Origin of the sequence: Spirillospora sp. NPDC048824 (assembly GCF_043198455.1) — a bacterium.
Lineage (GTDB): Bacteria > Actinomycetota > Actinomycetes > Streptosporangiales > Streptosporangiaceae > Spirillospora.
The window spans coordinates 26,588-52,332 of record NZ_JBICUS010000007.1 but is presented as its reverse complement, the minus strand read 5'-3'; the positions used below and the strand labels follow the sequence as shown (position 1 = coordinate 52,332).

Sequence of the window (25,745 nt, the reverse complement as noted above, 5' to 3'; positions counted from 1 at the left end):
GCCGCCGACGGTGGGCGTCCCTTTTCGTCGTGGCGGCCTTGCTGCTGCCCGTGGGCGGCTGCGGGTTCTGGAACGACCCGCTGCTGTGGAGCCTGGACGGCCGGACGATCAGCGGCGGTGAAATGGTGCGGCCGACGGTCTGGGCGACCGGGCCGACTCTGGCGATCACCCGGGCGCGCGACGTGACCGGGTACGACGCCGCGACCGGTGAGCCGCGCTGGACGGTGCCGCTGTCCGGCGAAGTGTGCGCGGCCTCGCCCCGTCCCGCCGGCGGCCGGGTCGCCGTTCAGTTCGGCCAGGGCAAGCCGGGCTGCGACCGGGTCGCGGTGATCGATCTGACCGCCGGAAGGAAGGTCTGGGAGCAGCCGATCACCCCTGCCGACCGGTTCATGCGGGGTCAGGCGGTCATCAGCGCGGGTGCCGTGGTGGTGGACTGGCTCTACGGCACCGCCGCCTTCCGGCTGGACGACGGACGCCCGCTGTGGAACGTCGACAGCGACCGCGTGGACTGCGCGTTCCAGGGATTGGCGGGTGGTCCGATGCTGGTGGCCGGGCGGTCCTGCGACGCCGACAGGCTCAAGGTCCGCCGTGTGGAAGGGCTCGACCCGAACACCGGCCGGGCGCTGTGGAGCTACGAGGCACCATTGGGATACGTGGTCGAGGTGATGGTGTCGACGCGTCCCGTCGTCCTCGGGCTCCGCCGGAACGACCAGCGTAGGCGCGTGTCGCGGTTCGTGGTCCTCACCACGTCCGGTGTGCAGGTCACGAGCATCGATGTCGACTTCAAGAGCTCGCTCAATTGCTCCATCCCGGAGCCGTACAGCCGGTGCAGGAACATCGTGGTCACCGGCGACAGCCTCTACGTCAGGTCGGGCGACCGGCCGGGGAACGACGACAAGGAGCGGACGTTCGCGCCGATCGTCTCCTTTGACCTGGCCACCGGCCGCGCCCGGTGGGTGACCGAGAACCCGGACGGCAACCACCTGTTCCCGATCGCGATGGACGGCGACCGGCTCATCGCCGCCCAGCCCGCGACGGCCGGTGAGGGAGGCGAGGCTCCCCGGCTCGTGTCCGTCGACGCCGCCACCGGCAAGACGTCGATCATGTGGAGCCTCACCAGGAAGGCGGACTTCCGGCTGCGCAGCGGCGCCGACCGCCAGTACGCACACGGCCGGTTCTTCCTGACCAAGACGCTGGTGACGGGCAGGGAGAAGGTCGCACTCCGCGCGTACGGGGACACCGATGGATGAGCCCGGGAACCCGGCGCGCCGCTTCGGACGGCGGTCGGCGCTTCTGGCCGTCCTGGCCTCCCTGCTGCCCGTCGCGGCCTGCGGGATCGGGGAGGAGGCGGTGCTGTGGAGCCTGGAAGGCCGGGCGGTCGGCGGCGGCGAGCCCGTGACACCGACGGTCTGGGCGACCGGCCCGACGCTGGCGATGGCACGGGCCCGGGACGTGACCGGGTACGACCCCGCGACCGGCGAGCCGCGCTGGACGGTGCCGCTGCCCGACAAGGTGTGCGCGGTCTCATCCCGTCCCTCCGGGGGCCGGGTCGCGGTCCGGTTCGGCAAGCGGGAACTGGGCTGCAACCGGGTCGCCGTGATCGACGTGAAGACCGGCACGAAGGTCTGGGAGCAGGCGATCAGCCCGACCGACCGGCACTGGTCGGGGGAGATCGTCATCGGCGAGGGCGTCGTGGTGGCGGACTGGCGCTACAGCACCGCCGCCTTCCGGCTGGACGACGGACGCCCGCTGTGGACCATCGACAGCCGCGGCGCGGACTGCGCGATCGACGGCCTGTCCGGCGGCCCGGTGCTGCTGGCCCGGCAGACCTGCGAGAACAAGTCCCGCAGCGTGCACCGGCTCGACCCGCGCAGTGGCCGGTACCGGTGGAGCCACGACGTGCCCCCCGCCTACAAGGTCGAGGCGATGGCGTCGACCCGTCACGTCGTCCTCGGGCTTCGCTCCACGGGCCGCGGCGTGTCGCGGTTCGCGGTGCTCGACCCGTCGGGGAGGCAGGTCGCGGGCCTCGACATCGCCGGCGGCGAAGAGGCGCGTTGCCATGATGGCCGCCAGGACCTCAATCGCTGCGTCGGCGTCGTGGTCGCCGACGACAGCCTCTACGTCAGATCGGGTGAGCGGCCTGCGAAGCGGAACGGGCGCACCGTGCCGATTGTCTCCTATGACCTGGCCACCGGCCGTGCCCGGTGGGCGACCGACAACCCGGACCGCAACCACCTGTACCCACTGGCGATCGACGGCGACCGGCTCATCGCCGCCCAGCCCCGCAAGCCGGGCGCAGGCGGCAAGGGCGGCGGCGGGAGCGAGCCGCCCCGGCTCGTGTCGGTCGACGCCGCCACCGGCAGGACCTCGATCATGTGGCGCCTGCCCAGCGACGTCGGCCTCTGGCTGCGCAGCAGATACGGCCGGCAGTACGCGCAGGGCCGGCTCTTCATGAACGAGACGTCGGTCACGCGCGGGGAAAAGGACGACATCGTGTTCCGTGCCTTCGCGAAGCCTCCCGAGTGAGCTGGAGCGCGGTGGTCCTCGCGGCGGACGACGCACAGTGGTGAACGCCACCTCTCCATGACCTGGGGTGGGTCACTGTGTGTGATTACCGTTCGGTAAAGTTGCGGTCGGGATGGCGATCAACAGACCGACGGTGGCGCAGTTGCGGGCGTTCTCGGCGCTTGCGGAACATCTGCATTTCCGGGACGCGGCCGCCGCGCTGCGGATGAGCCAGCCCGCGTTGTCGGGGGCGGTGGCGGCGCTTGAGGAAGGTCTGGGAACCCGGCTGGTCGAGCGGACGACGCGGAAGGTGCTGCTGACGCCCGCCGGGGAGCGGGTGGCGCGGCGTGCCGCGGTCGTCCTCGCGGAACTCGACCGGCTGGTCGAGGAGGTCAGGGCCGTCCGGGGGCCGCTCGTCGGGCAGCTTCGGGTGGGCGTGATTCCCACCGTCGCGCCGTACCTGCTGCCCGTTGTGCTGCCACGGCTCGCCAAGGAGTTTCCGGAGCTGGAGCTGTCGGTGCGCGAGGAGAAGACCAAGCACGTCGTCGCGGAGCTTCTCGCGGGGCGGCTCGACGTGGTGCTGCTGGCGCTGCCCGTGCCCGCCGCCGGTGTGACCGAACTCGTCCTGTACGACGAGGACTTCGTGCTCGTCGCGCCCGCCGAGTTCGAGGTCGCCGGGGGCGAGGTCGCGCCGGAGACGCTGAACGACCTGGACGTGATCCTGCTGAACGAGGGGCACTGCCTGCGGGACCAGGCCCTCGACGTGTGCCGCGACGTGGGGGCGCGGGCCGCCGCGACGTACGCGACGAGCCTGGCGACGCTCGTCCAGCTCGTGTCGGGCGGGCTCGGGGTCACGCTCGTGCCGGAGACCGCGTTGGAGGTGGAGACGCGTCGCGCGCCGAACCTGAGCCTGCACCGGTTCGCTTCGCCCGCGCCGTTCCGGCGGATAGGGCTCGGATTCCGGGCGACGTCGCCGCGTGCGGGGGAGTTCGAGGTGCTCGCGGAGAGCGTCCGGGAGGCCGTCGCCGACTCGGGGGTCGCGCCTGGCATCCGTCCCGCCTAGACCCACCGGGCGGACGGTCAGGGGACCGTAAACGCCGGGCCAGGCGGGGTCAAGTCTGCGTCAGGGGACGGACTGGCAATCGCGATGCGTGTTCATGTGGTGGCGTGACGTCACCATGCTCGGTGGGGCGAGGAGGAGGCCCCATGTCCCCGAAGCTCAGCGTCGTCGTGCCGTTCTGCAACACCGAGGAGTTCTTGCGGGAGTGCCTGGAGTCGCTGGCCGGGCAGACGCTGCGCGACCTTGAGGTGATCATGGTGGACGACGGGTCCACCGACAACGGCGCCGTGATCGCCAAGGAGATGTGCGGCCGGGACCCGCGGTTCCGGCTGGTGACGCGGGACAACGAGGGGCCCGGGCCGGCCCGCAACGCGGGGGTGCGGCAGGCGCGCGGCGAGTACCTGGCGTTCGCCGACGCCGACGACGTTGTGGAGCGCAGGGCCTACGCGCGGCTGGTCGGATCGCTGGAGCGGACGGGGTCCGACATCGCGTCCGGCAACGTCCTGCGGATGGACGACGACCGGAAATGGCAGTCGCCCTTGCACGACGGTGTGTTCACCGAATCCTGCACCGGGACGCATGTGTCGTCCAAGCCGGACCTCATGCGTGACAGGACGCCGTGGAACAAGGTGTACCGGCGCGACTTCTGGGAGCGGGAGGGGCTGGAGTTCCCTACGGGCTTCTACGAGGACCCGCCCGTGACCGTGCGTGCGCATGCCCGAGCCCGTTCTGTGGACGTGTTGAGTCAGACGGTCTACTTCTGGCGTAAGCGGCAGGGGTCCATCACTGAGGACCGCTATGACTGGGACAACATCACCCAGCGTCTGGCGTCCGCGCGTGTCCTGCGGGACGGGATGGCCGAGTACGCGCCCCAGCTCCTGAACGCCTATGACGAGCACGCACTGGTCGCAATCGAGCTTCGCACGCTCTTTGAGGCTCTGCCCAGGACGCATGACGTGCATCGCGAGGAACTCGTCGCGACCGGTGCTGAGCTGGCGGAGCGGATAAGCCCGCGCGTGCTGAAGCGGCTTCCCGCGATGACGCGCCTCCAGCTGTATCTGCTGTCCCGGCGGATGTTGCCGGAGTTGCTGGAGGTGCTGCGCTTCGTCCACCTCCGGAAGGCGGCGGACGCGCCGCGGGTGCGGCGGGGCCTGCGGCCACGGTGGTACGCGGAGTTCCCGTTCTTCGAGGACGAGGAGCGCGCCGTCCCGCAGCACCTGTACGACGTGACCGACGAGCTGACGCCGGTCGCGGCGATCGACCGGGCCACGTGGGTCGACGGGCGGCTCCGCATCGAAGGGCACGCCTACATCCGCCATCTGGACTCCTCGACCGAGGACGGCTCCCGCATCCGGGTGTGGCTGGTGGCGGCGAACCGGCGCGGGCTCATGCGGGTGCCGGTCACCCGGGTCCGGAGGCCGGACGTGACCGCGAGGTCGCGGCAGTCGACGGTCTCCTACGACTGGTCCGGGTTCGTCGCGGACATCGACCCGGCGTCGCTGAAGTTGTTCGGGCGCTGGCGGGACGTCGACTGGGTGCCGTGCGTCGAGGTCGCCAACCGGGGGCTGCGGCGGCGGGCCACGTTCGCGAACCCGCGGCTCACCGCGCTGCAGTGGCCGGACGACCGGGAATGCGCGCCGGGCGTGCTCGTGCAGGGCGTCGCGGGCAGGCACCGGTTCGTCGTGCAGGTGCGGCGGACGCCGGCGGCCGTCGTCGGAGGCCATCTGGAGCGCGGCGAACTGTGGCTGGACGGCTGGAGCCTCGCCCCGTTCGGCGACGAGCCGCGCATCACCGCCGCGCCCAAAGCGGGACGGGCCACGGTGACCGGCCCGGTCGAGCCGGTAGGGGACAACGGGTTCCGTGCCAGGCTGCCCGTCGCCGGGCTGGCCGGACGTCCCGGCGACTGGGAGATCACCCTGCCGGACGGGGTCAAGCCCTACCTGGACGAGGATCCGGCCGGCACCGCGTTCCCGATCCCGGGCGGGGAGGTGGAACTCGCCAGGACACGGCGGAGCACGCTGAGGATCGTCGTCCGCGGACGGGTCCTGGCCGTGGACGAGGTGTCCTGGTCGCCCGACGGCGCCCTTCACCTGGCGGGGACATGCACGGACGGGGCGGGACGGCCCGAAGCGCTCGTGCTCCGGCGGCGACGGTCGTGCGAGGAGCACACGGTCGGGTTGCGCTGGGAAGGGCACCGGTTCACGGCGTCGTTCTCCCCGGCGCGTATGCCGGTGCTCGGGTTGTCGCGTCCGCTTGTCGCCGGCCGTTGGGACGTCCTTGCCGCCCTCGACGGGAAGGAGCAGCCGGTCGTCGTCAGAAGGCACACCCTGCGCACGCTGCCGGAGCCGTTCGAAGCGGGTCTGCACAGGATCGGGGTCCGCGCCCACAAGACCGACCAGCTGCAGTTGCGCATCGAGACGGCACTGGACGACGACGAACGCGGGGCCTACGCGCAAAGCCGCATACGGTCCGGGCATTACCGCCGCCACCTGAACCTGCCCGTGCGTGAACTCGCCGTGTTCGACGCCTACAGGGGCCGCCAGTACTCGTGCAACCCGCGCGGCATCTACGACGAGCTTCGGCGGCGCGGAACCGACATCGAATGCGTGTGGGTCACCGAGAACGGCCAGTTCGGCAAACCCACGGGCGCCCGGACCGTCCTGGCCGGTACGCGCGAGCACTACGAGGCGTTGGCCCGCGCGCGCTACGTCTTCGGCAACTGGTCACAGAAGGACTGGTTCACCAAGCGCGACGACCAGACGTACGTGCAGTGCTGGCATGGGACGCCGTTGAAGAAACTCGGATACGACGTCAAGACGATGCCGTACAAGCGCACCGAGGGCGTCGACTGGATGGAGTACGACGTTCCCCATTGGGATCTGCTTCTCGCCCAGAACGCGTTCTCCGTGCCGCTGTTCCGGCGTGCCTTCCGCTATGACGGGCCGGTCTTCGAAAGCGGCTATCCGCGCAACGACGTCCTGAACAGCCCGCACCGGGGGGAGATCGCGTCGGCGGTGCGGCGGCGCCTCGGCATCCCGGAGGGCAAGCGGGTCGTCCTGTACGCGCCGACGTGGAGGGACGACTTCCACCACGCGGTCGGCAAGCGCGCGTTCCGCCTCGAATTCGACATCGACCGGTTCAGGGCCGCCCTGGGGGACGACCACGTCCTCCTCCTGCGCACCCACTATCTCGTCACCGACCGCCCGAAGCTCCGGCCGGGCGACTGCGTGATGGACGTGTCCGTCTACCCCGACATCTCCGAACTGTTCCTCATCAGCGACGTGCTCGTCACGGACTACTCGTCGTCCATGTTCGACTTCGCCGTCACCGGCCGCCCGATGGTGTTCTTCACCTACGACCTGGAGCGCTACCGCGACCACGTGCGCGGTTTCTACTTCGACCTCGACGCGGAGGCCCCGGGGCCTCTGCTGAGCACCTCGCAGGAGGTCGTCGACGCCCTGCGCGAGCCGGGCGCGCTCGATGCCGGTTTCCGGGACGCACGCGCAGTGTTCGCCGCCCGGTACTGCCCGCACGACGACGGCCACGCCGCCTCCCGCGTGCTCGACCGGGTCCTCCAGCCCGCCACCTGAAACCCCACCACGGAGCCGCAGTTGTCACCCCAGATAAGCATCGTCGTCCCCTTCCGCAACGCCGAGGAGCACCTCGCCGGCTGCCTGGCGTCGCTCGCCGGGCAGACCCTGCGCGGCCTGGAGGTGCTCATGGTGGACGACGGGTCGAGCGACGGCGGCGCGGCCGTCGCCGAAGAGTTCGCCGAACGCGACGACCGTTTCACGCTGCTCCGCCCGTCCGGCGGAATGCCGGCCGGGGACACCGGCGTGGAGCAGGCGAAGGGCCGGTACCTGGCGTTCGCCGATGGCGAGGGCGCCGCGCCTCCGTACGCCTACGAACTGATGGTCGGCACGCTGGAGTCGACCGGATCGGACCTCGTCGGCGGGAACGTCATGTGCCTGGACGGCACGCAGGCACGGCAGTCCCCGCTGCACAGCGTTCCCTACGCGACAACGGTGAAGTCGACGGATGTGACCCGCCACCCTGCGCTCCTGCAGGACAGGATGGTGTGCAACAAGGTGTTCCGGCGCGCGTTCTGGGACACGTACCGCTTCACGGTCCCGACGGCCTCTGACGTGCTCACGGCCATGCAGACCCAGATCCTGGCCTCCGCGATGGACGTGCTCGACACGACCACCTACTTCTTGCGCGAGCGTCCGGGAACGGCTAAACGGATCCGTCACGAGGCCACGGATGTCACCGAACGGATGGCGACCCTGGCGAAGGTGCGGGAATTCGTCGAAGACCACGCGCCGGAGCTTTTGGCCGTCCACGACATGTACGCGCTGGACCTGGACGTCCGCGCGCTGATGCTCGCCCTGCCCGAGGCCACCGGGGAGGAACGGGAACGCCTTGTCGAGCTGGGTGCCGAGGTCGTCGCCGGGGGCGACCGCTCCGCCGCCGAACGGCTCGTGTCGATCAGGCGGCTGGAGACGTATCTGCTCGGTGAGCGGATGCTGCCCGAACTGCTGGAAGTACTCCGTTTCGAGGCGGAGGGGCTGCGGGACGTCCCGCTCGTGCAGCGGGGCCGCCTCCGCCAGCGCTGGTACGCCCGGTACCCCTTCTTCGACGACCTGGACCGTGCCATCCCGGAGGACCTGTACGACGTCACCGACGAACTGCTCCTCTGGGCGGACGTCGACCGTGTGGAATGGGACGTCGACACACTCATCGTCGAGGGGCACGCCCACTTCGACCGGCTGGACGTGTCGTCGGTGGCGGATTCCCGCATCCGCGTCTGGATGCGCGACGTCAGGACCGGCAAGGAGATCCGGCTGCCGGTGGAACGGATCCGCTGCGCCGACGCCACGGCCCAGTCCGGCCAGTCGCTCGTCTCCTACGACTGGTCCGGGTTCTCCGTCCGGGTGGAGCCCGAGTACCTGCTGGACGGCGACGAGTGGCGGACGGCCACCTACGAGCTGTACGCCGAGGTGTCGACCGCGGGACGCAAGGCCGTCCAGCGGCTCATCGCGATGGCCCCGGCCGTGCGGTGGACGGCCGCACGGCAGGTGGACGAGCACGTGGCCGTTCAACCGGCGGCCGGCGACGACGACGTGTTCGTCGTCCACGTCAAGCGGGCCAAGGCCGTCGTCACCGGCATCCGGCGCGACGGCGACCATCTGGAGCTGACCGGCTGGACCAGGCGAGCCTTGGGCGCGGGGGTGGCCATGGTCGCGGCACGCCGGCACGGGGGCGCGGAGATCCGCGGAGAGGTGACGCTCCGCCAGTCGGCCGTGCTTCGCATGGCGGAGGGCACCGGATTCGACTTCAAGGCGCGACTGCCTCTGGAGGACGGGTCGATCTGCTGCTCGTCCTGCCGCCCCTCCTCCTGCGGACACCTGCTGGACGCCATCGACTGGGACATCAGGCTGACCGGCGAGGGCGGGCCGCTGAGGCTGACCGTCGCGAGCAACGTCCCCGCCGTCCGGTACGCCCTACCGCCTTGCACAGGGTCGGCCTGCACGGGGTCGGCCTGCGAGTGTGGCAGGGAGTTCGCCCTCACGCGGACGGCGTTCGGCAACCTGCGCGGTGTGGAGCGCAGCTTCCGGCCGGTCGTGACCGCGGCCGAGTGGGACGAGAACGGGCTCCTCACGCTGAGCGGCGACTTCGCGGACCCCGAGGAACGGCCCTCCCACTTCGTCCTGCGGCGGTTCCGGTCGGGTGACCAGCACCGCGTCCCCGTCACGTGGGACGGGTGCCGGTTCACCGCCGCGTTCACACCCGCGGCACTGGCCGTGTTCGGGACGGACCTGCCATTGCCCAGCGGAACATGGGAGTTGCTGGCGCGCGCGCGTTCCGGAGAAGTGGCCGTCGTCGTCGAACGTGAGGCGATCCCGGACCTGACCGGCCGGCAGCTCGTGGGAACGCACGAGTTCGAGGTCGACGTACACCAGACGGACGCGTTCCTGCTTCACAGCCGTCTCACCCTCAACGAAGACGAGCGCGGCGGACACGCGCAACTGCTCCTCCAGCAGCGTGACTACCCCGTCTACCTGCGGAGCCCCATCGCGGACGTCGTCGTGTTCGACAGCCACGAGGGGACCCGGTACAGCTGCAACCCGAAAGCCATCTACGAGGAACTCATCCGGCGCAAGCCGAACCTGGAATGCGTGTGGATTTCCCGGGACGGCCAGTTCGCGGTCGAAGGGAAGGCCCGGACGGTCCTGGCGGGAAGCCGCGAGCACTACCGCGTCCTCGCGCGCGCCCGCTACGTCGTCACCAACGTGGGGCTGCCGTCCTGGTACGCCAAGCGCGCGGGCCAGACGTACGTCCAGACCTGGCACGGCACACCGCTGAAGCGTCTCGCCCACGACCTCAGCGACATGCCGTACCAGCGCACGGAACGCTTCGACTGGACGGAACGGGAGGTGGCGCGGTGGGACCTGCTGCTGTCTCCGAGCCCGTTCGCCACCCAGGTCATGCGCCGGGCCCTCCGGTATGAGGGGGAGATCCTGGAGACGGGTTACCCGCGCAACGACATCCTCAGCACACCCGAGTGGGAGAGCATCGGGGCCCGCATCCGCAAGCGCCTGGGGATACCCGACGGCAAGAAGGCCGTCCTCTACGCGCCCACATGGCGGGACGACCGGCACCACGCACCCGGCGGCTACGGCTTCTCCCTGGAACTGGACGTGGAGACCCTGCGCCAGGCCCTCGGCGAAGACCACGTCCTGCTTCTGCGGCCACATCCCCTCATCACCGACCGGGACCCTTCTTCGACCAGTGCCCCAACCACGGGCGGCTCCACCACGGGCGACTTCGTCATCGACGTGTCCCGGTATCCGGACATCGCCGAGCTGTACATGGCGGCCGACGTGCTCGTCACCGACTACTCGTCCGCCATGGTCGACTACGCGATCCTGGGCAGGCCGATCGTCCTCTTCGCCTACGACCTGGAGCGCTACCGCGACCACGTGCGCGGCTTCTGCCTCGACCTGGAGGCCGAGGCGCCGGGACCCGTCGTGACGACGTCCGCCGAGGTCGCCGAAGCGGTCAGGCGGGCGCCCGACACCGAAGAGCGCTACGCGGACGCCTACGACCGCTTCTTCGTGAACCACTGCCCGCACGACGACGGCCAAGCGTCCGCCAGAGCCGTGGACCACATCTTCGGCGATGTCCTAGCCGGGCTGGCGGGCGCGGGCGAAGAGCCAGGCGCCGGGCCATGACGACAGAGGCAGGCGGCGTTCCAGCGCGGCGGTCGCGCGCAGCGCCTCGTTGGTGAGGGGGTGCAGCGGGGCCAGGTCCTCGCGGCGCGCCGTCCGGTGCCTGAGGCGTCGCAGGAACGGCCGGAGCAGGACGCCCCTGCTCCACACCCGCTCCAGCACCAGTCCGGCGCCCTCGACGAGCTCGGCGAGCGTGCGGCGCGTGTAGCGGCGGACCCGCCCGAGCGCCACGTCGTGCGCCGACCACAGGGCCATGTCGCACGGGACGGACAGCAGCGCCGTCCCGCCCGGCTTCAGCACCCGCGTGATCTCCGCCGCCGCCCGCTCGTCGTCCTCGATGTGCTCCAGGACGTCCAGGGCCAGCGCGAGGTCGTAGTGGCATGGGGGGAGCGGCAGATAGCGCGCGTCGCCCTCGTACGCCTCGACGCCGTGCGCGCGCGCCAGCGCCACGGCGTCAGGGCTCAGGTCGATCGCGGTGGCCTGCCAGCCGTGCTCGGCAAGCACCCGTGAACCCGTTCCCGCGGCGGCTCCGATGTCGACCGCCGTCCCCGGCTCGCTGAACCGCAGCAGTTCCGCGGACAGGATCTTGCGGCGCTCGCGGTACCACCAGTTGTCGTTCTCGATCCGCGTGATCCGCTGAAGCTCGATGGTGTCCACGGGACAAGCCGACGGCATGCGCGGCGGCGCGTTCCACCGACGTCGCCGTCCGGTGACCGATCGTTGACCGGTGTTTGACCCCCGGCCGGACGTCAGCGCTTCCGGCGGCGGCGCCGGGTGAGGAAGCGGAACACCAGCAGCAGAGCGACCAGGCCGCCGACGGCCGGGACGGCCCGCTTGGCGACCGACGGGCCCGCGACCTCCAGCAGGTCGATCGCGTCGTCCTCCCGCGCCACCCGCAGCGGCCGCTCACGCTTCTCCGCCGCCGGCGCGGCCTTCTCCGCCGCCGGAGCGGCAGCCCGCTCCGGGTCGCCGGGGCTCTCGGGTGCGGTGGCCGGGACGGGCTCGACGACCTCCGCGGTCGCCGGGCCCGGCTTGTCGGCGGGCTCCGGCTTCGCCGCCGCGGCCGGGCTCTCGGCGGCCGCGGCCGGGGTCGTGCCGGACGACTCCAGCTCCTCCTCCAGCGCCTTGGCGAACCGGGAGATGATCTTGGAGCCGACCTCGGACAGGATGTTGCGCCCGAACTGGGCGGGCCGTCCCGTCACGTTCATCTTGGTGTGCACGGTCACCCGGGTCGTGTCACCCTCCTCGTGCAGCTTCGCCTGGACGGTCGCCGACGCCGTCCCCGAGCCGCGGGCCTCCTTCGCGGACGCCTCCATCGTCACCGTGCGTGACGACTCCTCGGCCGACACGATGCGCGCGGAACCGCGGTAGGTGATGGTCATCGCGCCGACCTTCACCTTCATCCGGCCCTTGAACTCCTCGCCCTCGATCGAGTCCAGGGTCGCGCCGGGCATGCACGCCGCGACGCGCTCCACGTCGAGCAACACCGACCAGGCCTGATCGACCGGTACGGGGACGGTGAAATCGTGGTCGAGTTCCATGATCAATGTCCTTATCGTCCGGAGACCTTGTCCGCGACCCTACGGCTGACGCCCATCGCGTCGCCAGTGGGGCCGATCACCCCGCCCGGGACCAGGGATCGTACCCGGCCGGTACCCCGCGACGGGTCGGCCATGCGGCCGGATCCCCGGGGGTCCGGAGATCCGGCCGCACGGCCGTCAGCGCCCGCCTTTCAGCACCGGCCTTTCAGCACCGGCCCTCAGGCACCGGCCCTCAGGCACCGGCCGCGGCGCTCAGTGCCCGCGCGGTCAGCACCGTCGCCAGATGGGTCCGGTACTCCGACGAACCGTGCAGGTCGGTGGGTGGCTCGGTGCCCGCCGCGGCCTGCGCCGCGGCGGTCCTGAACGAGTCGTCCGACGCCGACCCGCCCCTGATCGCGATCTCCACCGCGCCGGCCCTGACCGGGGCGGGCCCCATGTTGGTCAGCGCGACGCGCGCCTCCTCGATCCCGTCACCGTTGCGCCGGACGGCGCACGCGACACCGACGATCGCCCAAGCCTGGGCCGTCCGGTGGAACTTCTCGTAGTGCACGCCCCAGCCGGACCCCAGCTTCGGTACGCGGACGCCCACGAGCAGCTCGTCCGGCTCCATCGCCGACGTCATCCAGTCGACGAAGAACTCGGTCGCGGGGATCTCCCGCTCGCCGCGCACGGACCGGACGAGGAACACCGCGTCCAGCGCCAGCGCGACGGCCGGCAGGTCGCCCGCCGGGTCCGCGTGCGCCAGCGACCCGCCGAACGTGCCCCGATGCCGGACGGCCGGGTCGGCGACCGTCTCCGTCGTCACCGCGATGAGCGGCGCGTGCTCGCGGACCAGCGGATCGCGGATCACCTGATGGTGCGTCGCCATCGCGCCGATGACCAGTGAGTCGCCCTCCTCGCGGATCTCCCGGAGTGCGTCGATCCGGCCGACGTCGATGAGCGACTCCGGGATGGCGAGCCGCATCCGCAGCAGCGGCATGAGGCTCTGCCCGCCGGCGAGCACCTTGCTGTCGTCGCCCCCGTCGGACAGCGCCCGGACGGCGTCGTCCACCGAGGCGGGACGGGTGTAGTCGAACGTCGCGGGGATCACTGGGCACCTCCGGCCGATCCGAGTCCGCCGCCCGCACCGGGTTGCGCGGCCTGCGGTTTCGATTCCGCGCGCAGCGCGCGCCAGACGCGTTCGGGCGTGCACGGCATCGCCACGTCCTGTACGCCGTGCGGGCGCAGCGCGTCCACGATCGAGTTGACGACCGCGGGGGTCGAGGCGATCGTGCCGGCCTCGCCGACGCCCTTCACGCCCATCGGGTTGGACGTCGCGGGCGTCTCCGTCCGGTCGGTCGTGAACGTGGGCAGGTCCGCCGCCGACGGGATCAGGTAGTCGGCCATCGTGGTCGTGGTCAGGTTGCCGTCCGCGTCGTACACGGCCTCCTCGTAGAGGGCCTGCGCGATGCCCTGCGCGAGGCCGCCGTGCACCTGCCCCTCCACGATGAGCGGGTTCACGACGTTCCCGACGTCGTCCACCGCCACGTACTTGCGGATCTTCACCATCCCCGTCTCGGTGTCGACTTCGACGGCGCACAGGTGCGTGCCGTGCGGGAAGGAGAAGTTGTCCGGGTCGAACGTGGCGTCGGAGTCCAGCGACGGCTCGATGCCCTCAGGCAGGTCGTGCGCGGCGAACGCGGCCAGCGCGACCTCCTGGAGCGTCTTGCCCTCCTCCTGGACGCCGCGGACGCTGAACCGTCCGCCGCTGAAGTCGAGGTCCTGTTCGGACGCCTCCAGCAGATGCGCCGCGACCTTGCGGGCCTTGTCGACCACCTTTTCGCACGCCGAATAGAGCGCGACACCGCCTACGGCCAGTGAACGCGAACCGTACGTGTCCATGCCCTTGTGCGAGATGGCCGTGTCGCCGTGCAGGACCTTCACGTCCTCGAACGGCACACCGAGCCGGTCGGCGGTGATCTGCGCCCACGCCGTCGCATGGCCCTGACCATGCGGGGACGAACCGGTGACCACCTCCACCTTGCCGGACGGAAGCATCCGCACCGACGCGTGCTCCCAGCCGCCCGCACCATAGGACAGCGAACCCAGAACACGGGACGGCGCGAGCCCGCACATCTCGGTGAACGTGGACACTCCGATGCCCAGCTGCACCGGATCCTGCCGTTCACGGCGGTCCGCCTGCTCGGCGCGCAGCTTGTCGTACTCGAACAACTCCAGCGCCTTGTCCGTCGCCGCCTCGTAGTTGCCCGAGTCGTAGGTGAGGCCGGCGATCGTCTCGTACGGGAACTCCTCGTGCGCGATCCAGTTGCGGCGCCGCACCTCAATGGGGTCGACGCCGAGTTCGGCCGCCAGGTCGTCCATCATCCGCTCGATCGCGAACGTGGCCTCCGGCCGGCCCGCACCCCGGTAGGCGTCCGTGGGCATCTTCGTCGTGAAGACACCCGTGCAGGTGAACGACAAGGCGTCCATCTTGTAGATGCCGTTGAACATGAACGCGCCCAGCAGCGGGATGCCCGGAGTGACGAGCATGAGGTACGCGCCCATGTCCGCCAGCAGATCCACCTTCAGGCCGCGGATCCGTCCGTCCCGCTCTGCCGCGAGCGTGAGCCGCTGTATCTGGTCGCGTCCGTGGTGGACGGTCATGTTGCCTTCGCTGCGCGACTCCGTCCACTTGACCGGGCGGCCGAGCCGCCGGGCGAGCAGCAGCGCGATGACCTCCTCCCCGTACACCTGCAGCTTGGAGCCGAAGCCGCCGCCGACGTCGGGTGCGACGACCCGGATGTGGTGCTCGGGGATCCCGGTGACGGTGGCCAGCATCAGCCGCAGGATGTGCGGGATCTGCGTGGCCGAGTACAGAGTGAAGTCGTCTCCGTCCGGGACGCACAGAACCGACCGCGGCTCCATCGCCGTAGGGATGAGCCTCTGCTGGACGTACTTGCGTTCGATGACGACCGGGGCGTCCCGCATCGCGGCGTCCAGATCCCCGTTCTCGAACACCCACGTGTAGGACTTGTTCGTCCCCAGGTCTTCGTGGACGAGGTCGGCGCCTCCCGCTATCGCCGCCTCCATGTTCACGACCGCGGGCAGCGGCTCGTAGTCGATGTCGATCTCTTCCAGGGCGTCGACGGCCGCGTACTTGTCGCGGGCCACCACGCACGCCACCGGCTCACCGACGTACCGGACCTCCCTCACGGCCATCGGCGGATGGTCCGGATGCTTCATGTCGTCGGTGACGACCCACGCGCACGGCAGCGACCCCTGCTCGTCGGCCAGATCCTCGCCGCTGAACACGGCGACCACCCCGGGACTGCTCTTCGCCTGGGACGTGTCGACGCGGGAGATCCGCGCGTGTGCGTACGGGCTGCGCAGATACGCCACGTGCAGCGTCCCCGCCGGCGTCATGTTGTCGGTCCACTTCGTCCGGCCGGTGATGAGCCGGGCGTCCTCGGACCGCCTGCGCGGGGAGCCGATCTCCCGCGTGGTCACGGCTTCGCCCTCGACCGCGGTCACGGCGTCACCTCCTGTCCCGCGGGGTCGCGCATCTCACTCGCGGCACGCCGGACGGCCTTGACGATGTTCTGGTAGCCGGTGCACCGGCACAGGTTCCCCTCCAGCCCGTCCCGGACCTCGTCCTCGGACGGGTCCGCGTTCTCCCGCAGCAGATCGAGAGACGCCATGATCATGCCGGGGGTGCAGTACCCGCACTGGAGAGCGTGCTCCTCGTGGAACGCGCGCTGCATCGGATGCGTGCCGCCGTCGACGCCCAGGCCCTCGATGGTCGTCACGTCACTGCCGTCCGCCTGGACGGCGAGCACCGAGCAGCTCTTCACGCTCATCCCGTCCATCAGGACGGTGCAGGCTCCGCAGTTGCTGGTGTCGCACCCCACGGGAGTGCCGACCTTCCCCAGCCGTTCGCGCAGATAGTGAATCAGAAGGAGGCGCGGTTCGACGTCGTCTTCATACGTCGCGCCATCGACCTCGACACGGATACGTGGCATGAGTTTCTCCCAGGGACGTCTCAGGGTGGACTTCGAGAGACACGCCCCCAGGTGGGGCTCGCTGGTCCGGCCACGTCATCGGGGCCCCCTCCGTGGAAGGCGACCATACGAACCTATGCCGCGGTTGATTTCCGTACTAGCCCCCGGCGTCGGTTATTTACCGACGTCTGAGTGAATGATGGCCGCCAGGGCACACGAAGCAGAACCCGCCCGGTCGCCGGCCCGACGATGCCGTTGTCGGAGACTCCGCCCCACCGCCGTACCGCCCCGGCCGAGGACCGATACCGGGCAGGCGATGAGCGGGGATTCCGGGGTAGGGGACGCGTATGTTCTTCTTCTTCTCATCTCGGCTGGGATGTCTGGGATCGCTGGCCGTGACCCTCGTCCTCACCTGGATCGCGTATCTGGTCCTCAGCCGCTGAGATCGCAGGCGTCGCGGATCTTCTCGGCGGCCTCGGCGAACCGCAGGGTCTCCTCGTCCGACATCCGGTCCTTGCCGCCCGAGGCGATGACGGTGTCCACCTGATCTGCGAGGTCGTCGTCCTTCAGCTTCGGCCGGACCTCGCGCAGAGCGGCGAGCACCTGGTCCGCGCTCGGGTCCGGCGTCTCCGAAAGGGCCGACGAGATCTTCGCGCAGTCGGCCTTTCGGTTCCCCTCGCCGTTCGAGCAAGCGGACAGGACGAGGCAGAGCCCCAGCAAGACGTAGGTGCGTTTCACGCCGACGATGGTGCCATGCGCGGCCGTGAGGACAGGCCCGCGGACCGTGTGGGCGTCCCGGAAGTCGGGGCGGCGGCTCACGTCCGGGCGGCATCCGGGTGTTCAACTTGACGACCGTTGGTTACAGAGTGTCTTCTTATGTGCGTGTCAGCGCGAGTCTTCATCAACAGCCCCGTGGCCTTCTGCCGCGTGGCCAGCGCGCTGTGTCCGTGTTGTCGCTGATTCCCGTCTCTTTCCAGCCGACACACGTACACGAAGGACCTTTCCCGTGGACCTTTCCGTGGTTCCCGATCTCACCATGCGCGGCCAGGACGATCCGCACGGCCGCGCCGCCACCGCCCGTCCTCCCACGGTGGGGCGGCTCGCCGGCCGGGTCCGCGACCTCGCCGGGCGGCCCGGCGAGTGGTGGCGGCTCGCCGGCTTCGACGCCGAACGGCCGGTGCACGTCCGGCTCGACGACCAGGTGTGGCTCACCACGTGGCCGCCCGGCCACGGCGGGACGATCCACGGGCAGGTCAGCACATTGATCGCGGGTGAGCTGGCGGAGGTGACGATCACGCCGGACGGCGTCACCGAACGTCCGCTGCGCGCCAACCGGGTGCGGGTGCACGGGGGGCCGCGCGCACTGACGAACCCGGGGCCCGCGTTCGCCGTCAGCCTGCACGCCGCCGCGACGGCCCCTTCGGAGACGACGCGTCAGGCCTCGGACAGGTACGGGGACGCCGCCTCGCGGCCGACGAGGGGAAGCAGCACGAAGTAGGTGAGCGACGGCAGCAGCGAATTCAGTTCCTCCGCCTCGCCCGTCTCCATCTGGACGTGGATCGCGCTGTAGATGCCGCCGACGATCGCGTCCACCACGGCGACCGGGACGGAGGCCACCGACGGGTCGTCGAAGAAGGCGCGGAACCGGGTGAGGTTGTCGATGCGCGCCTGCCGGACCCGCGGCCCCGCCGCGTTCACCTCCACCAGCGAGGCCCGCGCGAACCGCGGCTCGCGGGCGAGGGCGGCGAGCATGGTGCGCAGCGCCGCGTGAATCCCGTCCGGCCACGTCGGCGCGGCCTCGAAGACCTCCGTCATGCGGGCGAGCAGGATGTCCATGCCGCGCTGGTAGGCGGCGAGGAAGCAGTCGTCCAGGTCCATGAAGTGCGCGTAGAAGGTCTTCTTCGTGACGCCCGCGCCCTCGGTGACCCGGCTGATCGTGGTGTGGGCGAAGCCGCGTTCCGACACGACCTGGACGAAGGCGTCGATGAGCCGCTCACGCTGGATGCCGGCGACGGTCTCGGGGGACAGGCCGTGCCTCCCGGGCTTGATGGCCCGCCCCGGGTCCAGGGCCGAGCGCGAGCCGGGCAGCACGTCCGTGCGGCTCGCCTCCGGCGTCCCCGGCTGACCTGACATCCGACCTCGCTCCGATCACCTGCCGTCGGGGTCAGGCTACTTCCCGGCCGTCGCGCGCGGGGAGACCGGGTCAGCGCAGTTCGCGGCGGCGCGAGCGGGTCAGCACCCGGACGGTCCCGACCAGGCCGAGGCCGATCAGTACCACGGGGGCCAGCGTCGACGGGGCCAGGATCCGCTCGTCGGACAGGCCGTCCGCCAGGAACAGGCCCGCGAGGACGAGGAAGAACACCCCGGTGACGGGCCCCGCCGGATCGAACCGGCGCCGCCGCCTGCGCGCGTCTCGTCCGGCCCCCGGCCGCCCGGCTTCCGCCCGCTCAGCCACGGCGCACGTCCACGTCTCCGACCTTCCCGCGTATCCGCAGGACGATCACCGGCGGGTTCTGGCCGGGTCTTCCCTCGGGCTCCATGACCTCGGTGCTCCTGACGTTCGGTCCGCTGGTCGTCTTGCTGCCGACGCGCAGGTCGCCGAGCGCGATCTTCGCGTCCACCATGACGCGTGCGGCGGGCGGCACCTTGACCTCGAGCTCGCCGAGCATCACCTCGGCGTTGATCGTGACCCGCTGTCCGGGGACGACGGGAAGGGCGGTGAGGTCCAGGGTCCCCTGCCCGACGCCGACCTTGTACGCCTGGCCGGTCTGCGCGGCGTCCAGGGGACGCCACTCGACCTCCCCGTACTCGGCGTTGCGCGGCATCTCGCCCGCGACCACCGTGGTCAGCATGGCGAGCGTCAGCACGGTACCGGCGGTCGCGAGGCCCCGCGTCCGGAACCAGCCGCCGAGGACGAGGCCGAACCCGACGACCGCGAGCGCGGGTGCCATGACGATCAGCCAGGAGTCCGGGGCGGGGTAGGGCTGCGCGACCGGAATCATCGCCGCGCCCGCGGCCATGGCGGCCAGCAGCGTGATCGTCGCGGCGGGGGAGCGCCCGCAGCCGTCCTGCTTCGCGGGTGGCGCCGCGTCGTCCGGGAGCGCGTCGTCCGGGAGCGCGCCGGCCTGCGCGGCCGAGTGCGCGGCGCTGTAGGCGGCGAGGTCGATCATGCCCTCGGGCAGGCCGCCGCCGGTTCGCGGCATGGTGCCGGTGCGCGTGTCCTTGTACCGCGTGTCCTTGTACAGGGAGACGCTGCCGACGGTGACGCTCTCGGAACGCGTCCAGGCCGCGGAAGGCTCGGGCGGATGCCCGGACAGCCGTTCCGGGACGGACCGCGCGGCCGCCACCAGGTTCACGCCCCGTGAGTGAGCGACGAGCAGCACCAGCCCGAACACCACCAGAACCGCGATCGCGTCGGTGGGGACGCCGCCGAAAAGGCTGAACACGACGCCCGCCGCCAGCAGCGCGCCGAGGATCGTCAGCACCGCCGCGCCGTCGAACCACCGCTTGAAGAACTGCTCCGCGAGCGACGACTCGCCCGGGCTCGCGGGCATCAGCAGCGCGGCCGCGATGTAGAGGAAGATGCCCTGCCCGTGTGCGAGGACCAGGAGCGCGAACCCCACCCGGTAGACGACGGGATCGACGCCGGTGTAGCGGCCGAGCCCGGTGCACACGCCGGCCAGCACGCGGCGTTCGGCATCGCGCGCCAGCCGCTCGTAGCCGCCGGTGCCTCCGCCGGCCTCGGTGTCGTTCCTGGAGTCGTGCTCCTCGCTCATGCCCACCATCGTGACGTGCCCCGTCCCGCGCACGGTATCGGGGACGTCCCTGATCCGACCCTGAGGTGAGCCTGGGGGTGAGGCCCTGATGCGGTTCGAGGCCGCGCGTGTGACGATCGACAACGTGGCAGAACCTTGGGAAGGACGGCGGTGAGCGAACAGACGGCCGGGCAGCCCGGCACCGCGCCGCCGGGGCTGCCGCCCGCGCAGGCGGGCACGCGGGCGGAGGCGGGCGCGGCGCCGGCGGCGGCGCCGCGGCTGGAGCGTGCCGCGGACGGCAGGCTCGTCGCCGGTGTGTGCCGCGGCCTGGCCGGGCACCTCGGCGTGGACGTGGTGATCGTCCGCGCGGCGTTCGTGCTGCTGACGATGACGAGCGGGCTCGGCGTCGCCGTGTACGCCGCGTTCTGGATCCTGGTGCCCGCCCCGGAGAAGTCCGACCGGGCGCCCGGCCGGCTCCGTGGCCGCGACTGGGGCAAACTGCTGGTCTACGCGACGGTCACGGTGGGCCTGTCGGTGCTGCCGTGGGGCGCGGCCGGGGTCGTCCAGTGGGCGCTGTGGCCGTTCGCCATCTGCGGTGTCGGCGCGGCGATCCTGTGGCAGCAGGCCGACCGCGACCAGCGGCAGCGCTGGACGCTCCCGCTCCGGCAGCGGTGGCTGCGGAGCCTGCTCGGCGTGCTGCTGGTCGTCGGCGGCATCGGCGGCGTCGTGGTGCAGAACGTGGAGGCCGCCCAGGCGCGGTCCGTCGTCATCGCCATGTTGATCATCCTCACCGGGGTCGCGGTGATCGTGACGCCGTGGGTGGTGCGGCTCTGGCAGGACCTGGACGCCGAGCGGCACGAGCGGATCCGCTCCCAGGAGCGCGCCGAGCTGGCCGCGCACATCCACGACTCGGTGCTGCACACGCTGACCCTCATCCAGCGGAACGCGCACGACACCCGCGAGGTGCAGCGCCTCGCCCGGTCCCAGGAGCGGACGCTCCGGACGTGGCTCTACCAGCCGCGCGCCGACCCCGACCAGACGTTCGCCGCCGCGATCAGGGAGGCGGCGGGCGAGGTCGAGGACGACCACGGCGTGCCGATCGAGATCGTCTGCGTCGGCGACACGGCGCTGGACGAGCCGCTCGGCGCCGCGCTGCAGGCCGCACGGGAGGCGATGGTGAACGCCGCCAAGTACGCCGAGGCCCCGTCGGTGTCGGTGTACGCCGAGGTGGAGGGCGACGAGATCGCCATCTTCGTCCGCGACCGCGGCAAGGGATTCGACCTCGACCAGGTTCCGGAGGACAGGATGGGCGTCCGGGAGTCCATCATCGGACGTATGGAGCGCAACGGCGGCAAGGCCACCGTCCGTACCGAGCCGGGCGAGGGCACCGAAGTGCGATTGGAGATCAAGAAGACATGAGCGGAGCGAACCGGTGAAGAAGGTCGTGCTGGTCGACGACCACCAGATGTTCCGGACCGGCGTCAAGGCCGAACTCGGCGGCGGCGTCGAGATCGTCGGGGAGGCCGGCGACGTCGACGAGGCCGTCTCGGTGATCCGCGCGACGCAGCCGGACGTGGTGCTGCTGGACGTGCATCTGCCCGGCGGCGGGGGCATCGAGGTGCTGCGCCGGCTGCACGGCGCCGTCTCGTCCAAGTTCCTCGCGCTGTCGGTGTCGGACGCCGCGGAGGACGTGATCGGTGTCGTCCGGGGCGGGGCGCGGGGCTATGTCACCAAGACCATCTCGGGGCCGGAGCTGACCGACGCGATCGGCCGGGTCGCCGACGGCGACGCCGTGTTCTCGCCGCGCCTCGCCGGGTTCGTGCTGGACGCGTTCGCCGCGACGGACGCGCCCGCGGTCGACCCCGAACTGGACCAGATCACCCAGCGGGAGCGGGACGTCCTGCGGCTGATCGCGCGCGGCTACGCCTACAAGGAGATCGCGAAGGAGCTGTTCATCTCGGTGAAGACGGTCGAGACGCACGTGAGCAGCGTGCTGCGGAAGCTTCAGCTGTCCAACCGGCACGAGCTGTCGCGCTGGGCCGCCGCCCGCCGGCTGGTCTGAGGGCGAACGTTCTCTATGCGCTATCGCGGCACCTAGGTAACCTTCTGCTGATAAGTGTGAGGGAATCGTCATCTTGGATTTCCGCACATCATGATCGTGCTCCCTGCCGGGTATGGGACAGTTCCCCATGAGTTACCCTCCCCCCTGGTCCGGGCCTCCGGGCCCCGGCTCCCCGGCGCCCCAGGCGCCGCCCCCTCCCCCGCCGCAGGTCCCGCCTCCACCGCAGGCGCCGCCGTCACCTCCGCCCATGTCCCCCGGTTCCGGCTACGGGCCCCCGCCCATGCCGGCCGGTCCGGGCTACGGGCCTCCCATGCCCGGCGGCCCCGACTACGGGGCGCCGTACGGACCCCGTAGCGACAAGACGAGCGGCCTCGCCATCGCCGCCTTCGTGACCGGCCTCCTCGGCTGCCTGGGCATCCTCGGGATCATCCTGGGGATCATCGCCCTCCGTGAGATCACGCGGAGCGGTGCCAGGGGCCGTGGCCTCGCGGTCGCCGGCATCGTCCTGTCGTGCCTGTGGCTCGTCGCAGGCATCGCGAGCTTCGCGCTGCGCAGCGCCGTCACCGGCTCGTCCTCGGGCGACCTCGGCAGCCCGCCCGGCACGTCCGAGCCCGAGTCGAAAGAGGTGGACGCCAAGAGGATGAAGGTCGGCGACTGCATCAACGACGACCAGGGCGCCACGAACGCCCCCGTCGACGGGGAGCCGGTCGAGGTCGACAGCGTCAAGATCGTCTCCTGCAAGGGCCCGCATGACGGTGAGGTCGTGGCGATCTTCCAGTTGCCCGGCAGCATCACGCCGACCGACCAGCAGATGAACACGCTGGCCTCGTCCGGTTGCCGGCCGCGCATGCGGAGCAAGCTCAGCCGCGACCCGGCGGCCCGCTCCCTCGCGACGTCGTACTACTACCCCACGACCGAATCGTGGCGGCAGGGCGACCGCGACGTCACCTGCGTCGCCGTGTCCGCCAACGAGGGCACGAAGCTCACGCGGCCGCTGCGCTCCTGACGGTCCGAGCCGACGGGCGGCCGGCCCGCCGTCCGCCAGCCCCCACCCGCCACCGTCCAACGGACGAACTCCGCTCGCACAGCCCGCTCCCGCCCCTCGTCCCGCGCCACGCGTGCGGCCGGTCTGCGCCTGCGTCAGAGCGCACCCGGAAGGCGCGCCGGGCAGCCGGGCTCGCAACGCTCGGAATGCCACGCCACCCGGCGGGCGTACGCGCCGAACCGGCGCCGGAGCATGGTCCGCGTGAACGGCCCCGTGCCCGGGAGACCGTCGAACGCCCCGCGCCAGCGGATCAGGGTCCCCGCCGAGTGCGGCTCCAGCGTGACGTCCGCCCGGAAGCGACGGGGCGGCGGCCCCGCCAGCGCGATGTAGCCGTAGTGCCGGGGCGGATCCCAGGCGACGACCTCCTCACGCCAGGGCGGGACGCACCGGACGGCGCCGATCCCGTTCGGGTGGTCCTCGCCCGCGGACTCCCGCCTCCCGCGGACCCAGAACCCGCCCCATTCACCCCACGCCTCCGCCACGCACAGATGCTTGAAGATCACTTCCGGCGCGGCGCCGGAGGTGGCGGTGGCCTCGATCTCATGCGGCATGACAACCCCCCGAGTTCCGTCACATGCGGGTACATGCCCGATCGGGAGGCGATTACGGCTTGTGAGCGATTGAGTTTGGAACGTGACGATCCCGGGGCGGGCGCTCCGGCGTGTCCGCTCAGGCGTGTCCGCTCAGGCCGTGTCGATGACCTGGAACGACTCGGCGAGACGGCCCTCGGGGAGGCCCGCCGCCGCGGCGTTGGCCGACAGCCAGCCGCGCAGCATCTCCGGCAGCCCGTCGCCCATGTGCCCGGTCTGGCTGACATGGGCCCGCAGCGCGTTCAGCTTCCGGTCGAACCGGTCGGTGATGTCGACGTAATGGTTCGCGACGGGTCCGCCGGTGAGCCACACCTCCCGCGCCGTCCAGGCGTCCAGGCCCTCGTCGGCGAGCAGTTCCGGGAACGCGTACGGGTTGCGGGCATCCGGGTAGACGGCGTCGAGCGCGGCCGAGCCGACCGCCCGGTGATCGGGGTGGCTCGGGTAGATCCGCTCGTAGTTGCGCTCGGGGCTCGGCATCAGCACCCGGTCCGGCCGCACCTGCCTGATCACGCGCGCGATGTCGCGGCGCAGGTCCAGCGTCGCCTCGACCCGTCCGTCGGAGTAGCCGAGCCACCGGACGTCGCTCACACCGACGCACTTGGCCGCCGCGCGCTGCTCCTCGCGCCGGAGAGCGGCCATCTCCTTGCGCGTGACGTTGTCGTCGAACCCGCCCGCGTCGCCGTCGGTGACCATGAGGTAGACGACCTCGATGCCGCCGTCGGTCCAGCCCGCCACCGCCCCCGCCGCACCGAAGTCGACGTCGTCGGGATGCGCCATCACAGCGAGGATCCGCTGAAGTTGACTGTCGTCCAGAACGTTGGTCACAGTTTCAACGATAAGGTCTGCGAAAGGTCACCGGCACGCCCGAAGATCAAGTTTCCGCCGGCGGCCGGGCCGATGCGGCCGATCCCTCCGGTCGACGGGAGTCAGAGGGACAGGACGGCGGTGAGGAGGCGTTCGCGGAAGGCCGGGACGTCGCTGCCGACGGCGACCTTGACCGGGCGGCGGGTGTCCTCGGCGGGCAGGGAGCGGGCGTCCCACACCGTCGTGCCGCGCGTCAGCTCGCCCCGCAGCTCCACACGGACGGCGCGCTGCGCGTACTCGCCGAGCTCCGGATCCACCGCGAGCATCGCGGCGAGCGCGTCGTGGATGACCGCGCCGCGGCGGCGCAGCGTGGGCGTGTAGGCGCCGACGTAGAACTCCAGGATGCGGACGGCGAAACGGGCGGCCGCCGCGTCGTGCGCCGCGAGCCGTTCGAGCCAGTCGTCGTGGACGGCGGTCGGGTGCGTGGCGTCCAGCGGCACCAGCACGACCGGCCAGTCCGCCGCGAACACCAGATCGGCGGCCTCCGGGTCGTGCCAGATGTTCGCCTCGGCGTGCGTCGTGATGTTGCCGGGGTGGTCGAACGCGCCGCCCATGACGACGACCTCGCGGACGAGTGAGGGCAGCTCGGGGTCCAGCAGCAGCGCCGCCCCGAGGTTGGTCAGCGGTCCCGTCGCGAGCAGCGTCAGCTCCCCCGGCATGGCGCGGGCCAGCCGGACGATCTGCGTGGACGCCGGCTCGGCGACGGGGCGCCCCGCCGGGTCGGGCAGACGCGTGTCGCCGAGCCCGTCCGTCCCGTGCCAGTCGAGCGCGTAGTGGACGTCCTGCGCCATCGGCCTGGCGGCGCCGACCGCGACCGGCACCCCCTGCTCACCCGCCTTGATCCCCGCGAGTTCCAGCACGCGCAGCGTGTTCAGCGCACCGGTCAGCGGATCGATGTTGCCGTGCACCGTGCCGACGCCGGCCAGCTCGATGTCGCCCGCCCGGACGAGCGAAGCCAGATACAGCAGGGTCATCGCGTCGTCGATGCCGGTGTCGCAGTCGTACAGGATCGTTCGCGCTCTCGTCACGGAGGCAACCTAATGCCGCGCGGCCCGCCATGGCACCCGGAAACCGGGGCCGCCGGCGATGATCGGCGATTGGGTCTGGGACGCGG

21 protein-coding genes are annotated in these 25,745 nt (G+C 71.3%); 9 read left to right on the top strand and 12 right to left on the bottom strand.

The window, feature by feature from the left end; translation table 11 throughout:
* Positions 1-29: 29 nt before the first annotated feature.
* The 5 genes from ACGFIS_RS15480 (at position 30) to ACGFIS_RS15460 (ending at position 10,800) form a co-directional block, all read left to right on the top strand.
* Entirely contained in the window at positions 30-1,250 is a 1,221-nt protein-coding gene (locus ACGFIS_RS15480; RefSeq protein WP_392905271.1) for a PQQ-binding-like beta-propeller repeat protein, read from the top strand.
* On the top strand, positions 1,243-2,526 hold the full coding sequence (locus tag ACGFIS_RS15475) for a PQQ-binding-like beta-propeller repeat protein (RefSeq protein WP_392905269.1): 1,284 nt from the start codon (positions 1,243-1,245) through the stop codon (positions 2,524-2,526). Before ACGFIS_RS15480 ends, ACGFIS_RS15475 begins: the two co-directional genes overlap by 8 nt.
* Before the next feature lie 112 nt (positions 2,527-2,638).
* Positions 2,639-3,568 carry a LysR substrate-binding domain-containing protein gene (locus ACGFIS_RS15470; RefSeq protein WP_392905267.1) on the top strand — a complete coding sequence of 310 codons (930 nt, stop codon included), beginning with the start codon at positions 2,639-2,641 and terminating at the stop codon, positions 3,566-3,568.
* Between the two features lie 143 nt (positions 3,569-3,711).
* Entirely contained in the window at positions 3,712-7,155 is a 3,444-nt protein-coding gene (locus tag ACGFIS_RS15465; RefSeq protein WP_392971316.1) for a CDP-glycerol glycerophosphotransferase family protein, read from the top strand.
* Positions 7,156-7,176: 21 nt separating this feature from the next.
* Positions 7,177-10,800, top strand: coding sequence for a CDP-glycerol glycerophosphotransferase family protein (locus ACGFIS_RS15460; RefSeq protein WP_392905262.1), 3,624 nt, complete (start codon positions 7,177-7,179; stop codon positions 10,798-10,800).
* On the opposite strand, the gene ACGFIS_RS15455 is transcribed toward ACGFIS_RS15460, so the two are convergent.
* From ACGFIS_RS15455 to ACGFIS_RS15430, 6 genes are all read right to left on the bottom strand, one after another.
* Positions 10,753-11,454, bottom strand: a complete 702-nt coding sequence (locus ACGFIS_RS15455; RefSeq protein ID WP_392971313.1) for a class I SAM-dependent methyltransferase — start codon at positions 11,452-11,454, stop codon at positions 10,753-10,755. The genes ACGFIS_RS15460 and ACGFIS_RS15455 overlap by 48 nt on opposite strands.
* A 92-nt stretch (positions 11,455-11,546) precedes the next feature.
* The gene (locus ACGFIS_RS15450; RefSeq protein WP_392905258.1) at positions 11,547-12,338 is read right to left on the bottom strand and encodes an SRPBCC family protein; all 792 of its coding nucleotides are present in this window, start codon (positions 12,336-12,338) and stop codon (positions 11,547-11,549) included.
* Positions 12,339-12,570: 232 nt separating this feature from the next.
* Complete coding sequence (locus ACGFIS_RS15445) at positions 12,571-13,428, bottom strand: FAD binding domain-containing protein (RefSeq protein WP_392905255.1); 858 nt, start codon at positions 13,426-13,428, stop codon at positions 12,571-12,573.
* Complete coding sequence (locus ACGFIS_RS15440) at positions 13,425-15,848, bottom strand: xanthine dehydrogenase family protein molybdopterin-binding subunit (protein WP_392971310.1); 2,424 nt, start codon at positions 15,846-15,848, stop codon at positions 13,425-13,427. Before ACGFIS_RS15440 ends, ACGFIS_RS15445 begins: the two co-directional genes overlap by 4 nt.
* Positions 15,845-16,336, bottom strand: a complete 492-nt coding sequence (locus tag ACGFIS_RS15435) for a (2Fe-2S)-binding protein (RefSeq protein ID WP_392905249.1) — start codon at positions 16,334-16,336, stop codon at positions 15,845-15,847. The genes ACGFIS_RS15440 and ACGFIS_RS15435 overlap by 4 nt, the downstream gene beginning before the upstream one ends.
* A 411-nt stretch (positions 16,337-16,747) precedes the next feature.
* Positions 16,748-17,053: a hypothetical protein gene (locus ACGFIS_RS15430; protein ID WP_392905247.1), complete on the bottom strand. Its 306-nt coding sequence runs from the start codon at positions 17,051-17,053 to the stop codon at positions 16,748-16,750.
* A gap of 268 nt (positions 17,054-17,321) precedes the next feature.
* Here ACGFIS_RS15430 and ACGFIS_RS15425 point away from each other — a divergent pair, with 268 nt between their 5' ends.
* The gene (locus ACGFIS_RS15425; RefSeq protein WP_392905244.1) at positions 17,322-17,813 is read left to right on the top strand and encodes a cysteine dioxygenase; all 492 of its coding nucleotides are present in this window, start codon (positions 17,322-17,324) and stop codon (positions 17,811-17,813) included.
* Here ACGFIS_RS15425 and ACGFIS_RS15420 read toward each other — a convergent pair.
* The 3 genes from ACGFIS_RS15420 to ACGFIS_RS15410 form a co-directional block, all read right to left on the bottom strand.
* Positions 17,750-18,448, bottom strand: a complete 699-nt coding sequence (locus ACGFIS_RS15420; protein ID WP_392905242.1) for a TetR/AcrR family transcriptional regulator — start codon at positions 18,446-18,448, stop codon at positions 17,750-17,752. The genes ACGFIS_RS15425 and ACGFIS_RS15420 overlap by 64 nt on opposite strands.
* A 70-nt stretch (positions 18,449-18,518) precedes the next feature.
* The gene (locus ACGFIS_RS15415; RefSeq protein WP_392905240.1) at positions 18,519-18,770 is read right to left on the bottom strand and encodes a hypothetical protein; all 252 of its coding nucleotides are present in this window, start codon (positions 18,768-18,770) and stop codon (positions 18,519-18,521) included.
* On the bottom strand, positions 18,763-20,091 hold the full coding sequence (locus tag ACGFIS_RS15410) for a PspC domain-containing protein (protein WP_392971307.1): 1,329 nt from the start codon (positions 20,089-20,091) through the stop codon (positions 18,763-18,765). Before ACGFIS_RS15410 ends, ACGFIS_RS15415 begins: the two co-directional genes overlap by 8 nt.
* Before the next feature lie 195 nt (positions 20,092-20,286).
* On the opposite strand from ACGFIS_RS15410, the gene ACGFIS_RS15405 reads away from it, so the two are divergent.
* The 3 genes from ACGFIS_RS15405 (at position 20,287) to ACGFIS_RS15395 (ending at position 23,138) form a co-directional block, all read left to right on the top strand.
* The gene (locus ACGFIS_RS15405; protein WP_392905968.1) at positions 20,287-21,489 is read left to right on the top strand and encodes a PspC domain-containing protein; all 1,203 of its coding nucleotides are present in this window, start codon (positions 20,287-20,289) and stop codon (positions 21,487-21,489) included.
* A gap of 13 nt (positions 21,490-21,502) precedes the next feature.
* Complete coding sequence (locus tag ACGFIS_RS15400) at positions 21,503-22,132, top strand: LuxR C-terminal-related transcriptional regulator (RefSeq protein WP_392905234.1); 630 nt, start codon at positions 21,503-21,505, stop codon at positions 22,130-22,132.
* A 247-nt stretch (positions 22,133-22,379) separates the two neighbouring features.
* Positions 22,380-23,138 (top strand): DUF4190 domain-containing protein, encoded by a 759-nt coding sequence (locus ACGFIS_RS15395; RefSeq protein WP_392905232.1) that lies wholly within the window; start codon positions 22,380-22,382, stop codon positions 23,136-23,138.
* Positions 23,139-23,272: 134 nt separating this feature from the next.
* On the opposite strand, the gene ACGFIS_RS15390 is transcribed toward ACGFIS_RS15395, so the two are convergent.
* From ACGFIS_RS15390 to ACGFIS_RS15380, 3 genes are all read right to left on the bottom strand, one after another.
* Positions 23,273-23,728, bottom strand: a complete 456-nt coding sequence (locus ACGFIS_RS15390) for an SRPBCC family protein (RefSeq protein ID WP_392905229.1) — start codon at positions 23,726-23,728, stop codon at positions 23,273-23,275.
* Positions 23,729-23,860: 132 nt separating this feature from the next.
* Positions 23,861-24,544, bottom strand: coding sequence for a PIG-L deacetylase family protein (locus ACGFIS_RS15385; protein WP_392905967.1), 684 nt, complete (start codon positions 24,542-24,544; stop codon positions 23,861-23,863).
* Positions 24,545-24,693: 149 nt separating this feature from the next.
* The gene (locus ACGFIS_RS15380; protein WP_392905226.1) at positions 24,694-25,659 is read right to left on the bottom strand and encodes a nucleoside hydrolase; all 966 of its coding nucleotides are present in this window, start codon (positions 25,657-25,659) and stop codon (positions 24,694-24,696) included.
* Positions 25,660-25,745 lie beyond the last annotated feature (86 nt).